We start from the raw sequence: 15,539 nt of genomic DNA, 5'->3' as shown, positions 1-15,539 counted from the left end.
CTCATGCGCCACACTCCAGCGGCAATGCCAACTGCTTGGCGATGCTCTCCCAGTCGAACGCCACCACGCCCTGGTCGTCATGCACTGCATACAGTGCGCCGTGCGGGAAGCGCGCACTGGGTTGCTGCATCATCCAGATGCCGTCGGTGTTGGCCACGGTATTCCCCTGGAACGCGCCCACCGGCTTCAGCGTGTGCCGGTCGAACAGATGGAACACGCTGCGCTGCTTGCCCTGTTCGGTGGTGATCCACCAGCCGTCCTTGCCGCAGGTACGCAGGGTCACACCTTCGGCCTGCGCCTTGAACACGTCGCGACCGAATGTGGTGCCGGTGAAGCGTCCAGCAAGGGTGTAGACCTTGAACTCGCTGGCGTAGCTTTCATCCTCTTCGGCGATCAGCAGGCGATCATTCTCCGGGTCGCCCCAGATCGACTCGACCACGCGCAGCGCACCGGCTTCGCTGGTGTCACCGATGCTGGCCACCAGCTTCGCCTCGACCTTCGCACCGTCGCGGGTCACGTGGTACTGGCGCACGCGCTTGTCCAGCTCGGCCAGCGGCGGCAGGATGTCACGCCCCTGCTCATCCTCGCCGTTGTCCCAGGAGTCGGTAACGTAGACGCTGTAGCCATCGGCACGGCGGTCGACCCACAGCCCGTACGGCTTGCGCAGGTCGTCCGCAGCGAACGTCGCCAGCGGCGCGAAGTCCGGCAGGCTCAGCACCTGCACGCGGTGATTGTCGCGCTCCACGATCCACAGCAGGTCGTCGATTACCGCGATGCCGTTTGGGCGGTCGAACTGCCCCGGTGCGGAGCCGCTGCTGCCGACGTCACGCAGGTGCTGGCCGGTGCTGCCGTCGTAGACCACCAGCTTGTCGGTGGCCTTGGCGGTGGCGATCAGCCACAGCGCGCCGTCCGGCGCGCCAGGCCGCCGGCGAGTCGATGTTGTCGGCCGGGGTCATCGGTGACAGGAAGGCTTCGGCGATGGTGGTCACCGTGCGCGCCCCCGGCTTTCGCTGCCGTAGGGGCCGCGGCCGGATCGTTGCCGGTCGCCGGCGTGCAGCCGGCGGCCAGGGTCGCCGCGAGCGCGACCGCCAGGACGGTGATGCCACGCCCCATCACAGTGCCACCTTCAGGCCCAGCGCATAGGTGCGGCCGTACTCTTCCATCTGCAGGGTGCGCGAGCGCGTGCCCTGGTACAGCTCCAGCGGCTTGTCCAGCAGGTTCTGCGCCTCAAAGTACATGCTCACGCGCGGGGTGAACTTGTAGTCCAGCGAGAAATCGAGCTGGGTGTTCGGCGCAACGTAGATGTCGAACGCCCGGCCCTTGCCGATGCTGTCCAGGTACTCGCTGCGGTATACCGCCGCCAGGCGTGTACTCACACCGTACTTTTCATAGCCGATGTGTGCGCTGTAGACATGCTTGGAGGCGCGCGGCAGTGTGAAGTCCTCGCCTGCACGGTCCTTGATGCCGGCATCGAATTTGGTATCCAGCCAGGTGCCACTGGCACCGACCAGCAGGCCATCCAGGCCGTCCGGCAGGAAGGCCAGCTGCTGCTGCCAGTTGAATTCCGCACCGCGCACGGTGGCCTTGCGGCCATTGATCGGCTGGGTCACGTCGAAGCCGCCATAAGCGGGATCATTGGTCCGCACCGTTTGCACGATGTAGCCATCGATCGACTTGTGGAACAGGCCAAGTGAAACGATACCGGTGCTGCCGATGTACTTCTCCACCGACAGGTCGATGTTCTTCGACTCGTACGGATCCAGTTCCGGATTACCCAGGCGCACTTCCTCGTCGCCGCGGCTGTAGCCCACGCGTGGCGAGACATCGCCGAAGGAAGGACGCGATACGGTCTTGTTGGCCGAGGCGCGCAGCACCCAGTCATCGGCCGCGTCGTAGCGCAGGTGCAGGCCCGGCAGCACGTTGGTGTAGCTGCTGTTGGCCACGCGCGGGGTAACCGTGAAGCTGCGCCCGTTGGCGGCCACGTCAACCTGGTTGCCGATCGCCTTGAACTGGGTATTCTCCACGCGCACACCGCCGATGATGCGCAGCGCGCCCACGTCCCAGGTACCCATGGCATAACTGGCGAAGATGTCTTCGCTGGCCACGTAGTCTTCTTCCAGCGACGTCATCGCGTTTGCACCGGCGTCCTGCGGGCGGGCGCTGTACTGGCCGCCATTGGCCGCCCAGAAGGCGCGCATCGCAGCCGAATCCATGCCGTCACCGAGGTTGCCGTGGCGGTGATCGGGCGAAGAGCTGCTCCAGCTCGACAGCGCCACCTTCGGGCCCACGCGCAGTTCGCGCTCGTCCACATTGACGTCGCGGTCGCGCCAGCGGCCCAGCAGGCCGAACTTGATGCTGCTGCTGTCGCCGTCGAAGCGTACGTTGACCTGCGCGCTGTGCTCTTTGTCGTTCACCTGCTTGGGCGAGAGCACGAAGCGGTCGAATGCGTAGTTGCTGTTGTCCAGCCACTGCGGGTTGTCGAAGCTGTAGCTGGGCAGGCGGCTGCTCTGGTCCAGGGTGCCGTTGAAGGCCTTGCCGTTGAGCTTGAAGCGCGCCTCCATCTCGTCGTTCACCCGCTCTTCGGTACGGGTGTAGCCGATCCGGTAATCGACCACTGCGTTGGTCAGCTTGTTCTCGCCACCGAGACTGGCCGCGAAGGTGTTTTCCTTCTTGGTGCGGTAGCGCATGCGCTTGTCGATGGAATCCTTCGGCATGCCGTCCAGCCGATACTGGTCGGTGCCGGTCTTGACCATCTTCGCGTCGTCGAAGTTGAAGATCACGCGCTGGCGGGTCTCCGCATCGTCGAACTGGCTGTACAGCGTGCGCAGGTAGTACTTGCTGTCTTCATTCGGGCGCCAGTCGAGGTTGAGGTTGGCACCGATGCGCTTGCGCTCGATCTCGTACTTGCGGTGCTGCAGGTTGATCGCGGTGACATCGCCGGGGACGGCATCGTCCTCGCCGTCATACTCCACTTCGGTGTTGTCCGACTCGAACCTGCGCTTCTGGTAGTTCACGCCCAGCGCCACGCCGAAGGTGCCGTTGAACACTTCGCTGTAGTTGAAGGCGGCCTTGGGGCTGGTCTCGCCGGACAACTGCTGGTGGCTGCCTTCGATCTTGCCACGCAGGCTGCGACCGTCGCGGTCGAAGGCCGAGGCCGATTCCACCAGCACGGCGCCGCCGATGGCATCACCGGGCATGTCCGGGGTCGGCGACTTGACCACGCGCAGGCGCTCGGTGGAGTCGGACGGGATCACGTCCAGCGGTGCGGCGCGGCTGGAATCCTCCGGCGTACCGATGGCGATGCCATCCACGCTGACGCTGTTGAGGTTGGCGTCCAGACCGCGGATGACCACGAAGCGCCCCTCGCCCTGGTCGCGGGTCACGCTGATGCCCGGCAGGCGCTGCAGCGACTCGGCCACGTTCTTGTCCGGGTACTGGCCCAGTGCATCGGAGGACACGGCGTCTTCGATCGCATCACTGCTGCGCTTGAGGTCAACCGCGCGGATCTGTGATTCGAGCTGGGCGCGCACTTCGATGCGGTCCAGGTCGACCGCATCAGCGGCCACGGCGCCGGTGGCGGCAACCGCCTGCTGCCCGGCCGCCTGCAGCGGGGCTGCAGCCCCCATCGCCAGGGTCAGCGTGATGGCAACGGCCAACGGAGTCTTGATATGCACTGGGAATCCCCATTCCTGTTAAGAATGGGTCTGCACGGTATGTCCGCAAGGTTGCATGGCCGTGACATGCGCCTGCACATTTCGAGTAACGCCGCTCCGGGCCAGGTTTGGGTTCGGCCCGCCGATCCGGCAAAATGGCGCCCTCTCTCCTTTTCCCCTTCCCGACCATGAAGATCGTCGAAGTGCGCCACCCGCTGGTGCAGCACAAGATCGGCCTGATGCGCAACGCTGCGCTCAGCACCAAGGATTTCCGCGAACTGGCCAACGAGCTGGGTACGCTGCTGGCCTACGAGGCCACCGCCGACCTGGACACCGAGCCGCACACCCTGCCCGGCTGGGCCGGCCCGGTCACCGTGCAGCGCATTGCGGGCGCCAAGATCACCGTGGTGCCGATCCTGCGCGCCGGCCTGGGCATGCTCAGCGGCGTGCTGTCGCTGATCCCGGCGGCCCGTGTCAGCGTGGTCGGCCTGCAGCGCGATGAGGAAACCCTGCAGCCGGTGCCCTACTTCGAGCGCCTGACCGGGCGCCTGGAAGAGCGCGACGCGCTGATCCTGGACCCGATGCTGGCCACCGGCGGCACCCTGATCGCCACCATCGACATGCTCAAGCGGGCCGGTGCCCGCCGCATCAAGGGCATCTTCCTGGTGGCCGCGCCGGAAGGCATCGAGGCGGTCAAGGCCGTGCACCCGGACGTGGAGATCTACACCGCGGCCATCGATGCCCAGCTCAACGACAAGGGCTACATCCTGCCGGGCCTGGGCGATGCCGGTGACCGCATCTTCGGTACCCGCGTCGGCTGATCGGACGATCCGGGGTCAGAGCCCTTTCGCCGCGAAAGGGGTCTGACCCCAACAGCGCAGGCCATCGCGGCCGCGTTGCGATTCTTCACGTGCTCTTGGCGCCGGGAAGCGAATGCTCCGCGCACCCGCCACCCTTGGAGCTCCCGATGAAAGCCTCTTTCCTGCTGGCCGCCGTCCTGCTGGTCGGCCTGCCCCTGGCTGCCAATGCCACCACTCCGCAGCAGCAGCGCATGGCCGAATGTTCGGCCAAGAACAAGGGGCTGAAGGGCGATGCCTACAAGACTGCACAGAGCTCCTGCCTCAGCGGCCACGCCGCCGACGCCAAGCCGGTCAATACGCAGCAGGAACGCATGCGCAAGTGCAACGCTGACGCGGGCGCCAAAAAGCTGGCCGGTGATGCGCGCAAGACCTTCATGAGCAGCTGCCTGAAGGCGTCGTAATGGTCGCATCCGGATAAAACGCCATCCACGCATGGCGTGGATCCACGGACATCAGTGAAAGGCCGGGCATTGCCCGGCCATGCCATTAGCCCAGGGCGCGTGCCTTCAGCTCACCCTGCTCGTGCAGGGTCACGAAACGCCCCTTGTCATCCCTGCCAAGCTGCGCCAATGCCACCTGCGGGTCGTGGGTGAAGAACAGCCGCACGTTGCGCGCCAGCTTGTCTTCCAGGAACTGCCGCTTCTCGTCGATCAGCAGCTCCGCATTGCGGTCATAGCCCATGGTGATCGGCACGTGTACCCATGAGCGGCCCGGGATCAGGTCGGCACAGAACACCACGCCACCATGCGCACTTTCGCCTGCATGCGCGTGACCGACGATCTCGGCCAGCATCAGCCCCGGTGTATGCCCGTCGCTGTAGCTGAAGCGTACGCTGCGGCCGAGCGCCTTCGAGTACTCCCCGTCCACCACTTCCAGCCGGCCACTGGCCTGCAGCAGGCCCGGCAGTTCCGGAATGAAGCTGGCGCGATCGCGCGGGTGTGGCTGCACGGCGCGCTGCCAATGCTGTGCGCCGACCACATAGGTTGCGTTGGGGAACAGCAGCTCGGGCTCACGCCCTTCGCTCCATGCCGCCAGCAGGCCACCGGCATGATCGAAGTGCAGGTGGCTGAGCACCACCACGTCGATATCCTCGTGCTCGAAGCCGGCTTCGCGCAGCGAATCGATCAGCACGTGCTGGCTTTCCTGCACACCGTAGCGCTCGCGCATGCGCGGATCGAAGAACGCGCCGATACCGGTTTCAAACAGCACCGTCTTGCCTTCCAGCGGGCTGGCAAGCAGCGCACGGCAGGCCAGCTCGATGCGATTGAGCTCGTCCGGTGCCGCCCATTTTTCCCACAACGCGCGCGGCGCGTTGCCGAACATCGCGCCGCCATCGAGGCGCTGCGAGTTTCCACGAATAGACCAGAGTTTCATGTGTCGATTATCGGCGCCGGCTCGTTAAATAATCGCTAGAAGGGAAACAGAAAACCCCGCCGGCAAAGGCGGGGTTTCGATAATCAGCCGGATTGCCGGCCAGCAGCCGGCACCACCGGATCAGTGTGCCGGCACCACCTGGGCACTGCCGACCGGATTGCGCGGGTCGCTGCCGCCAAACAGCTTGTTGGCCTTCCGGTCCCATTCCACGGTCTGCAGGTTGCCCCACACGTGGCTGGACCCGCGGCCCCCGGCGGCCACATTGCCCGGCAGGTCGATCTTGTGACCCATCGCCTGCAGCTGCTTCACCGTGGCCGCGTCGAATGCATCGTCCTCTGCTTCGATCAAGTCCGGCAGCCACTGGTGGTGGTAGCGCGGCAGCGCGGCAACCTGCTGCGCGTCCAGGCCGGCGTCGTAGCCGAGGATGCCCAGCAGCACCATGGTGATGATACGGCTGCCGCCCGGCGTGCCCAGTACCACCACCTTGTCGGCGTTCTCCATGAAGGTCGGCGTCATCGAGCTGAGCATGCGCTTGCCCGGCTTCGGCGCATTGGCCTCATAGCCCATCACGCCGAACGCATTGGGCGTGCCCGGCTTCAGCGCGAAGTCGTCCATCTCGTTGTTCAGCAGCACGCCGGTGCCCTTGGGAATCAGCCCCGAGCCGTACAGCAGGTTGACAGTCTGGGTGGCGCCGACGCGGTTGCCGTCGCGGTCGATGATCGAGAAGTGCGTGGTCTCGTCGTCTTCCAGCGGCGTCGGGTTGCCCGACAGCAGGTCGCTGGGCGTGGCCTTCTCCGGATGGATGGTCGCCCGCAGGCCCTGTGCATAGTCCTTGCTGGTCAGCACCTTCTGCGGGATCTGCACGAAGTCCGGATCGCCGAGGAAGAAGGTGCGGTCGCGGTAGGCGCGACGCATCGACTCCACCACCAGGTGGGTGCGGTGCGCCGGGTCCATCTTCTTGATATCCCAGCCTTCCAGGATCTGCAGCATGCTGGCCAGCGCGATGCCACCGGACGACGGTGGCGGCGCGGTGGTGATCTTCCAGCCGTTGTAGTTGAACACGATCGGCTCGCGCTGCTTCACGCGGTAACCGGCCAGCTCTTCAGCGGTCCACTTGCCGCCGGCCTGCTTCACACCGGCCAGCAACAGCGTTCCGGTCTGGCCCTTGTAGAAGCCATCGAAGCCACCTGCGGCCAGGCGCTCCAGCGTCTGTGCCAGCTCCGGCTGCTTGAACAGGTCACCGCTGGCAATCGGCTTGCCATTGCGCAGGTAGACCTCGCGCGTTCCGGGATAGCGCTCCATCACCTCACGGCGCGAGGCATAGCCCTTGGCCATGCGGTCGTACACCGGGAAGCCTTCGCGCGATGCGGATCGCCGGCTGCAGCGACGCCGACAGCGGCAGCTTGCCATGCTTGGCCGACAGCTCGACCAGCGCTGCAGGCAGGCCAGGGATACCGGCCGACCAGGCGCCATTGACCGAGCGGTCACGGTCGAGGTTGCCCTGCTTGTCGAGGAACGCCTGCGGGGTTGCTGCAGCCGGCGCGGTCTCGCGCGCGTCCAGCATCACGTCCTTGCCGGTGGCCGCATCGTGCAGCAGGAAGAAGCCACCACCGCCCAGGCCGGAACTGATCGGCTCGACCACCGCCAGCGTGGACGATACCGCCACCGCGGCATCGAAGGCGTTGCCGCCCTGCGCCAGGATGTCGATGCCCGCCTGGGTGGCCAGCGCATGGCCGCTGGCAATGGCCGCGCCATCGGGGCGCTCGGCACGGGCCGGGTTGTCGGCCCAGGCAATCGGGCTCAGCAGCAGGCCGAGCAGCAACAGGGGGCGGACGATCAGCGTCTTCATTCGGATGGGGGCTCCGCGTAGAGTTCGGGGTGATCGTGCTGCAGCTGGCGCAGCTTGGCCAGCAGCTGGTCTTCCGTTTCCACGATCTCCGGGTCCGGGTCGATGCACTCGACCGGGCAGACGACCACGCACTGTGGCTCGTCGAAATGACCCACGCATTCGGTGCAGCGCGCAGGGTCGATCACGTAGATGGTTTCACCCATCGCAATGGCCTGGTTCGGGCAGGCCGGCTCGCATACGTCGCAGTTGACGCAGAGCTCGTTGATTTTCAGCGACACGGCGATACTCCTCGCCCGCGCCCTGGGACAAAGGACCGGCCAGCGCGGGCGCGCGGGCCGGTCAGGTCATCAGCGGCGCCCTTGCAGGACGCCGCCCGGGCCATGCCGGAGCATGGCCGCCATGGCTCGGTATTACTTGGCTTCGACGAAAATGTACTCGGCACCGGTCGGCTGGATCGCAGCCTGTACGCGGGCGTTGTCGGCCGACTGGCCGATGAAGACGACGCGCACGCCCTTCATCGAATCCGGCGACACGTCCTTGAACACGGCCTGGATCATGTCAGCCATCTTGCCCGAGGCCGACGAACCGAAGGCCAGCATGTTGCCCGGCTGCACGCCACGGGCCACGGCCTGGGTCGCGCTCTCGGTCTGGCGCTCGTACTTGGCCTGGAAGTCCGGGTCCGATTCCGGCGAGAGGTAGTACAGGAACGGGCTGTTGGTGATGTTGCCCATGTTCTGGATCGCCACTTCCTGCAGGTACTTCTTCCAGCCTGCATCGTCGTCCTTGGACGGAGCGACCAGGGCCTGCTTGGCCTCGTCGACCGGAGCGGCCTCTTCCTTCTTGCAGGCGGTGAAGGCCAGGGCCAACGAAGCGATCAGCATCGCGCGCATGGTGGTGTTCATGGGTTTCCTCCCGGAATGGTGCGTGGTGTTGTACGTAATGGGGTGCGGGTACAGCGGGGCTTACGACTGTGCCGACTTCGCTTCGCGGACCTTGCGCAGGGCTTCGAGCACCGCGGCCGGCACGAAGCCGGACACGTCGCCACCCAGGCGCGCGATCTCGCGGACCAGCGAGGACGAAATGAAGCTGTGCTGCTCGGCCGGGGTCAGGAACAGGGTCTCGACCTCGGGGATCAGGTGCCGGTTCATGCTGGCCATCTGGAACTCGTACTCGAAGTCGGACACCGCGCGCAGGCCGCGCAGCAGCACCCCGCCCTGGACCGAACGTACGAAATGCGCCAGCAGGGTATCGAAGCCGATGACCTCGACGTTGCTGTGGTGGGCCAGCGCGCCACGCGCCAGCTGCACGCGCTGCTCCAGCGGCAGCGCCGGGCCCTTGGACGGGCTCTGCGCCACGCCGACCACGACCTTTTCGAACAGCGGCGCGGCACGGCTCACCAGGTCGATGTGACCGTTGGTGATCGGATCGAACGTGCCGGGGTAGACGGCAATGCGGCGGTTGGCCACGGTCATGGGCGGATGCAGATGTTCAGATGAGGTCAAAGTGTAGCAGTGGCGCGGCGGTACAGGGCAAAGCGCACCTCGCGGGTGCCACCCTCGCGGTGCAGCAGCCAGTCCGGCGGCAGCACCGGCACGTGGCCCGCCGGCGATTCCACGTACAGCCAGGCATCGGCGGCCAAGTGCCGCGGCAGCTGGGCCAGCACGTCCTGCCACAGGCCGTCGGCGAACGGCGGGTCGATGAAGACCAGATCGGCCTGCTGCGCCGGCGCGCCCTGCAGCCAGCGCAGGGCATCAGCCTGCACGACGCTGATCTGGTCGGAGGCCTGCAGCTTGGCCACGGCAGCGGTCAGATTGCGTCCCAGCTGCGCGTTGCGTTCGACCAGGGTGGCGTGTGCGGCACCGCGCGAGACCGCCTCCAGGCCCAGTGCGCCACTGCCGGCGAACAGGTCCAGCACGCGGGCCCCACCGAGCCTGGGCATCAGCCAGTTGAACAGGGTTTCGCGCACGCGGTCGCTGCTGGGCCGCAGCCCCGGCAGGGTCGGCACCGGCAGGCGGGTATTGCGCCAGCGCCCGCCGATGATGCGGACCTGGCCGTCATTGCCGCCACGGCCGCTCATCGGCGCCCCCGGCGGGAGGTATTCGAGAATTTCAGCATGAGCGGGATTGTAGTTCGGCCGGGCGACGCCCGGCACCCGGCACCCGCAGAAGCCACAGCAACGGCCGAAGCAACAGCAACAGCGGGCATTCCTTGGGATGGCGGGGTGGGTCCGGTCGAGGGGGACGCTGCAAGTACGTCCATGTAAGCTCGGTCGCCGCATCCATGCGGCTCACGCCCCCTCAACCGGACCCACCCCGCCTTCGACAGTTTTCTGCGATCTGTCGGAACTCTCTTGGAGTCAGATCCGTTTTCCTGCGAAAAACGGATCTGACTCCATTTGATGTATCGATATCTGACAGATGTGTCGACCAAGGTCGACACCTACCAACAGCCGCGTGAACCTGTCGAAGGCGGGGCGGTGTGGGTTGGCAGGACCGTTGGCGCCATGGATGGCGCCATCGAGCCCCCAGGGACGGGTTTACGGCGTGTCCTGCCAACCCACACCGCCCCGCCATCTCACGGAATGCCTGCTGTTGCTGTTGCTGTTGCTGTTGCTGTTGCTTCGGCCTCTGCGGGTGCAGGGCGCAGCCCTGCCAGAACAACCCCTTGATTTCGGGACAATCAGCCATACCCCTTGGCGAGGCCGCACGCGCTGGCGCGGCATTGCACACGGAGCCTTATCGATGACCGAGACCACCCAGACCGAAACCCTTGGCTTCCAGACCGAAGTCAAGCAGCTGCTGCAACTGATGATCCACTCGCTGTACTCCAGCAAGGAGATCTTCCTCCGCGAGCTGGTCTCCAACGCCGCCGACGCCGCCGACAAGCTGCGCTTCGAGGCCCTGACCCAGCCGGCCCTGCTGGAAGGCGACAGCGAGCTGCGCGTGCGCGTCAGCTTCGACCCCACCGCCCACACCATCACCATCGAAGACAACGGTATCGGCATGAGCCGCGCCGAAGCGATTGCCCACCTCGGCACGATCGCAAAGTCCGGCACCGGCGATTTCCTGCGCCAACTGTCCGGCGACCAGAAGAAGGATTCGCAGCTGATCGGCCAGTTCGGCGTCGGCTTCTACAGCGCCTTCATCGTCGCCGACGAAGTGGAAGTGACCTCGCGCCGCGCCGGCCTGGCTGCAGGCGAAGGCGTGCGCTGGACCTCGCGCGGCGAAGGCGATTTCGACGTCGCCACCATCGACAAGGCCGAGCGCGGCACCCGCATCGTGCTGCACCTGAAGGACGGCGAGCACGACTTCGCCGATGGTTGGCGCCTGCGCAGCATTCTCAAGAAGTATTCGGACCACATCGGCCTGCCGATCCAGATGCCCAAGGAGGGCGAAGACGGCGCTGCCGGCGAGTGGGAGACCGTCAACCGCGCCAGCGCGCTGTGGACCCGCCCGCGCACTGAGATCAGCGACGCCGAGTACACCGAGTTCTACAAGCACGTGGCACACGACCACAGCGATCCGCTGGCGTGGAGCCACAACAAGGTCGAGGGCAAGCTGGAGTACACCTCGCTGCTGTATGTGCCCGGCCGCGCACCGTTTGACCTGTATCACCGCGATGCACCCAAGGGCCTGAAGCTGTACGTGCAGCGCGTGTTCGTGATGGACCAGGCCGAGCAGTTCCTGCCGCTGTACCTGCGCTTCATCAAGGGTGTGGTCGACTCCAACGACCTGTCGCTGAACGTCTCGCGCGAGATCCTGCAGTCCGGCCCGGTCATCGATTCGATGAAGGCGGCGCTGACCAAGCGCTCGCTGGACATGCTGGAAAAGCTGGCCGCCGACAAGCCGGAGCAGTACGCCACGTTCTGGAAGGAATTCGGCCAGGTGCTGAAGGAAGGCCCGGCCGAGGACTACAACAACCGCGAGAAGGTGGCCGGCCTGCTGCGCTTCGCCTCCACCCGTGGCGACGGCGATGCGCAGAGCGTGTCGCTGGCCGACTACCTCGGCCGCATGACCGAAGGCCAGGACAAGATCTACTACCTGACCGGCGAGAGCTACAGCCAGGTGCGCAACAGCCCGCATCTGGAGGTGTTCCGCAAGAAGGGCGTGGAAGTGCTGCTGCTGACCGACCGCATCGACGAGTGGCTGATGGGCTACCTGACCGATTTCGACGGCAAGGGCTTCGTCGACATCGCCCGTGGTGACCTCGACCTGGGCGCGCTGGAAACCGAAGCGGACAAGCAGGAACAGGAAGCGGCGGCCAAGGACAAGCAGGGCCTGGTCGAGCGCCTGAAGACGGTGCTGGGCGATGACGTGGCCGAAGTGCGCGTCTCGCACCGCCTGACCGATTCGCCGGCGGTGCTGGCCATCGGCGAGCAGGACCTGGGCCTGCAGATGCGCCAGATCCTGGAGGCCAGCGGCCAGAAGGTACCGGACAGCAAGCCGGTGCTGGAGATCAACCCGGGCCACCCGCTGATCGCCAAGCTTGATGCCGAAGCCGATGGCGCGCGTTTCGACGACCTTGGCCGGGTGCTGTTCGACCAGGCTGCGCTGGCCGCCGGCGACAGCCTGAAGGACCCGGGTGCCTATGTGGCGCGCCTGAACAAGCTGCTGCTGGAGCTGTCGGTCTGATCGAGGCGGTGGTCGCCGGGCATGGCCTGGCGGTGCTCTGGTAGATGCCAAACTTGGGTGGCACTGCTGCCCAGGTAGAGGCCAACCTTGGTTGGCGCCCCAAAAGCGTGCCAACCAAGGTTGGCACCTACCAGGGCGGGTCGAGCGTGCCGACCAAGGTTGGCACCCACCAAGGGCGGCGGTTGGCACCTGCCAAAACGGTGTTGCTCAGGCGTCCCGATCCAGCAGCGAGCCCAGCATCTGGTCCTGGCGGCGGATCACCGCAGCATTGGCAGCGAAGGCCACGACCTCGGCTTTCGCGGCCAGCAGATCACCCAGCGGTGCGGCGGCATCGGCGCCGGTGGAAGTCATCGAGGCCTGCACCCCGCCCTGCTCCACTGGACTACGCTGCAGCTGCAGGCGCTGGGCATCCGGGGTCGCCAGGTTGACCACGTTGTGCGCGGCCACCTGCACGCCCTGCTGGGCCGCCTGCATCCCACTGAGAGCAATTCCCATCACGTTGTTCATGGCGGTCTCCGGGCCGCCGTGCGCAGCCCTCCGGACCGGTTAACGGCCGGCAGGCCGCGATGTTGAGTCCACATCGGCCCGACAGGCCCGAGTGGTAGCATATCCCCCTGATTTCAGCGCCTTTTGCCAATGCTCAGTTTTTTCCGCCGCAAGAAGCCCCAGGATGCCCCCGCAGCGGAGGCACCCAAGACCCAGCACTACTCGGCTGAAGAGCTGGCGGCGGCATTCCCGTCGGCCGCGCCGGTCGAGGACAAGGAGCCGGCGCCGGTAGCAGTACCGGCCGAGCCTGTACCGGTCGAGCCGCCCCCAGCAACCGCCGTTCCGGTCGCTGTCGAGCCCACCCCGGTTATTCCGGCCCCAGCCGCACCGGTTCCGGCAGCTCCTGCGCCGACGGCTCAGATCGACGTCGCCCCTATCGCGACTCCGGCCATCGAACCGGCCCCCGTACCGCTGCCTGAGCCCACCCCGGCACCGACACCGGCACCGGTCACCGACGACCTGCCTGCCGCCGCCTCGATCGACGCCGTTCCGGCGCCGGCTGGCAAGCCCGGCTGGCGCGAGCGCCTGCGCAACAGCGTCATCGCGCGCAGCTTTGGTGGCCTGTTCTCGCGCAACCCCAAGCTTGACGACGACCTGCTGGACGAGCTGGAAACCGCACTGATCACCGCCGACGTCGGCGTGGGCGCCACCACCGACCTGGTCGAGGGCCTGCGCAAGCGCATGAAATCGCGCGAATTCGCCGACGCCAATGCGCTGCTGGCCGCGCTGCGCGCCGAGCTGATCGCAATCCTGCAGCCGGTGGCCAAGCCGCTGTTGATCGACCGCAACGCCAAGCCCTTCGTGGTGCTCACCGTTGGCGTCAACGGCGTCGGCAAGACCACCACCATCGGCAAGCTGGCCAAGCGCTTCAAGGACGATGGCCACAGCCTGATGCTGGCCGCCGGTGACACCTTCCGCGCCGCCGCCGTGGCACAGCTGCAGGCCTGGGGCGAGCGCAACGGCGTGGCCGTGGTCGCGCAGGGGCAGAACGCCGATGCCGCTTCGGTGGCATTCGACGCGCTCCAGGCCGGCAAGGCCCGTGGCACCTCGGTGCTGATCGCCGACACCGCCGGCCGCCTGCATACCCAGTCCGGCCTGATGAACGAGCTGGGCAAGATCCGCCGCGTGCTCGGCAAGATCGACCCCACCGCCCCGCACGAAGTGCTGATGGTGATCGACGGCACCACTGGCCAGAACGCGCTGTCGCAGCTGCGCCAGTTCAATGCCGCAGTGAACGTGACCGGCCTGGTGGTGACCAAGCTGGACGGCACCGCCAAGGGCGGCGTGGTGTTCGCGCTGGCCCGCGAGTTCGGCATTCCGATCCGTTTCGCCGGCATCGGCGAGCGCCCGGAAGACCTGCGCGTGTTCGACCCGGAAGCCTTCGTCGACGCCCTGCTGCCCGAAGCGCTGGGCGTCTGATACACCGTGCAGCCACGCATGGCGTGGCTCTACTGCAATCCGGTAGAGCCGCCCCACGGGTGGCTGCCTCTCTGGAACACCGATGCCCCGCCAGCCGCACGCCAGCGCCGGAACCACGCAGACCGATGGCTTCGTTGCACACCTGCTGCATTGGTTCGACGACCACGGCCGCCACGACCTGCCCTGGCAGCACCCGCGCAGTCCCTACCGGGTCTGGCTGTCGGAAATCATGCTGCAGCAGACCCAGGTGGCCACGGTCATCCCGTATTTCCAGCGGTTCCTGCAGCACTTCCCGACCCTGCCCGACCTTGCCGCCGCCAGCAACGACGCGGTAATGGCGCAGTGGGCCGGGCTCGGCTACTACGCCCGCGCACGCAACCTGCATGCCGCTGCGAAGCGCTGCGTGGAACTGCACGACGGCGACCTGCCGCGTGATTTCGATGCATTGCATGCCCTGCCCGGCATCGGCCGCAGCACCGCCGGTGCGATCCTCAGCCAGGCCTGGAACGACCCGTTCGCGATCCTCGATGGCAACGTCAAGCGGGTGCTCAGCCGTTACCACGGCATCGATGGTTTCCCCGGGCTGCCGGCCATCGAGAAGCAGCTGTGGGCGATCGCCGAGGCGCATGTGGCGCAGGTGCCGGCCGGGCGCATGGCCGACTACACGCAGGCGCAGATGGACCTGGGCGCGACGGTGTGCAGCCGTGCCAAACCGGCCTGCGTGATCTGCCCGTTGCAGGATGACTGCGTGGCACGGCGCGAAGGCCGCACCGCTGAACTACCCACGCCCAAGCCCAGCAAGACCCTGCCCGAGCGCGAGGCCGTTGCGCTGCTGCTGCGCGACGCCCAGCAGCGTGTGCTGCTGCAGAAGCGGCCGGACACCGGCATCTGGGCGCAGTTGTGGACGCTGCCGCAGGCCGATGCCGGCAGCGTGCTGCAGGACTGGTTCGACGTGCACGTCGACGGCTCGCTGGAAGAGGCCGAAGAGCTGCCAGTGCTGCAGCACACCTTCAGCCACTACAAGCTGCATCTGCAGGTATTGTCGCGGCAGGTACACGGACTGCGCGTGGAAGAACCCACGCTGCGCTGGGTCGCCAGCGACGAACTGCACGCGCTGGGCCTGCCGGCACCGATCCGCAAACTGCTCGACGGCGCAACGATCAAGACGCCGAAACGAAATTCCAAGAAACCCCGCAACCACGAGTGA

Annotated in this window: 12 protein-coding genes and 2 pseudogenes; 5 read left to right on the top strand and 9 right to left on the bottom strand. The window is 66.5% G+C overall.

Annotated features, from left to right (window positions below; translation table 11 throughout):
• Position 1 precedes the first annotated feature (1 nt).
• Positions 2–1,113: pseudogene (locus ACZK2V_RS08540) on the bottom strand (phytase).
• Positions 1,113–3,626, bottom strand: coding sequence for a TonB-dependent receptor (locus ACZK2V_RS08535; protein WP_486323314.1), 2,514 nt, complete (start codon positions 3,624–3,626; stop codon positions 1,113–1,115). Before ACZK2V_RS08535 ends, ACZK2V_RS08540 begins: the two are co-directional and overlap by 1 nt.
• Positions 3,627–3,841: 215 nt before the next feature.
• On the opposite strand from ACZK2V_RS08535, the gene upp reads away from it, so the two are divergent.
• Both upp and ACZK2V_RS08525 read left to right on the top strand, forming a co-directional pair.
• Entirely contained in the window at positions 3,842–4,474 is a 633-nt protein-coding gene (upp, locus tag ACZK2V_RS08530) for a uracil phosphoribosyltransferase (protein WP_005409099.1), read from the top strand.
• A 146-nt stretch (positions 4,475–4,620) separates the two neighbouring features.
• Positions 4,621–4,914, top strand: a complete 294-nt coding sequence (locus tag ACZK2V_RS08525; protein ID WP_032130275.1) for a PsiF family protein — start codon at positions 4,621–4,623, stop codon at positions 4,912–4,914.
• An 85-nt stretch (positions 4,915–4,999) separates the two neighbouring features.
• Here ACZK2V_RS08525 and ACZK2V_RS08520 read toward each other — a convergent pair whose 3' ends face one another.
• From ACZK2V_RS08520 to rsmD, 6 genes and pseudogenes are all read right to left on the bottom strand, one after another.
• Positions 5,000–5,887 carry an MBL fold metallo-hydrolase gene (locus tag ACZK2V_RS08520; protein ID WP_019338337.1) on the bottom strand — a complete coding sequence of 296 codons (888 nt, stop codon included), beginning with the start codon at positions 5,885–5,887 and terminating at the stop codon, positions 5,000–5,002.
• 120 nt (positions 5,888–6,007) lie between these two features.
• Positions 6,008–7,736 (bottom strand): annotated as a pseudogene (gene ggt, locus ACZK2V_RS08515) (gamma-glutamyltransferase).
• Positions 7,733–8,014, bottom strand: coding sequence for a YfhL family 4Fe-4S dicluster ferredoxin (locus ACZK2V_RS08510; protein ID WP_004153175.1), 282 nt, complete (start codon positions 8,012–8,014; stop codon positions 7,733–7,735). The pseudogene ggt and the gene ACZK2V_RS08510 overlap by 4 nt, the downstream one beginning before the upstream one ends.
• Positions 8,015–8,146: 132 nt before the next feature.
• The gene (locus ACZK2V_RS08505; RefSeq protein ID WP_004153167.1) at positions 8,147–8,638 is read right to left on the bottom strand and encodes a hypothetical protein; all 492 of its coding nucleotides are present in this window, start codon (positions 8,636–8,638) and stop codon (positions 8,147–8,149) included.
• Between the two features lie 60 nt (positions 8,639–8,698).
• Positions 8,699–9,208 (bottom strand): pantetheine-phosphate adenylyltransferase, encoded by a 510-nt coding sequence (coaD, locus tag ACZK2V_RS08500; RefSeq protein WP_032130277.1) that lies wholly within the window; start codon positions 9,206–9,208, stop codon positions 8,699–8,701.
• Positions 9,209–9,234: 26 nt separating this feature from the next.
• Positions 9,235–9,813 (bottom strand): 16S rRNA (guanine(966)-N(2))-methyltransferase RsmD, encoded by a 579-nt coding sequence (gene rsmD / locus ACZK2V_RS08495; protein ID WP_486323111.1) that lies wholly within the window; start codon positions 9,811–9,813, stop codon positions 9,235–9,237.
• Positions 9,814–10,477: 664 nt separating this feature from the next.
• On the opposite strand from rsmD, the gene htpG reads away from it, so the two are divergent.
• On the top strand, positions 10,478–12,367 hold the full coding sequence (htpG, locus tag ACZK2V_RS08490) for a molecular chaperone HtpG (RefSeq protein ID WP_486323110.1): 1,890 nt from the start codon (positions 10,478–10,480) through the stop codon (positions 12,365–12,367).
• Between the two features lie 207 nt (positions 12,368–12,574).
• Here htpG and ACZK2V_RS08485 read toward each other — a convergent pair whose 3' ends face one another.
• Positions 12,575–12,874, bottom strand: a complete 300-nt coding sequence (locus ACZK2V_RS08485; protein ID WP_201118746.1) for a hypothetical protein — start codon at positions 12,872–12,874, stop codon at positions 12,575–12,577.
• A gap of 129 nt (positions 12,875–13,003) precedes the next feature.
• Here ACZK2V_RS08485 and ftsY point away from each other — a divergent pair, with 129 nt between their 5' ends.
• Positions 13,004–14,332, top strand: coding sequence for a signal recognition particle-docking protein FtsY (gene ftsY / locus ACZK2V_RS08480; protein WP_486323109.1), 1,329 nt, complete (start codon positions 13,004–13,006; stop codon positions 14,330–14,332).
• 82 nt (positions 14,333–14,414) lie between these two features.
• Positions 14,415–15,539 carry an A/G-specific adenine glycosylase gene (gene mutY / locus ACZK2V_RS08475; protein ID WP_423175361.1) on the top strand — a complete coding sequence of 375 codons (1,125 nt, stop codon included), beginning with the start codon at positions 14,415–14,417 and terminating at the stop codon, positions 15,537–15,539.

It is taken from the genome of Stenotrophomonas sp. 93052_Sma, from assembly GCF_056481145.1.
Note: the sequence above shows the minus strand (reverse complement) of the source record. Positions and strands in the feature narration are given on the sequence as shown.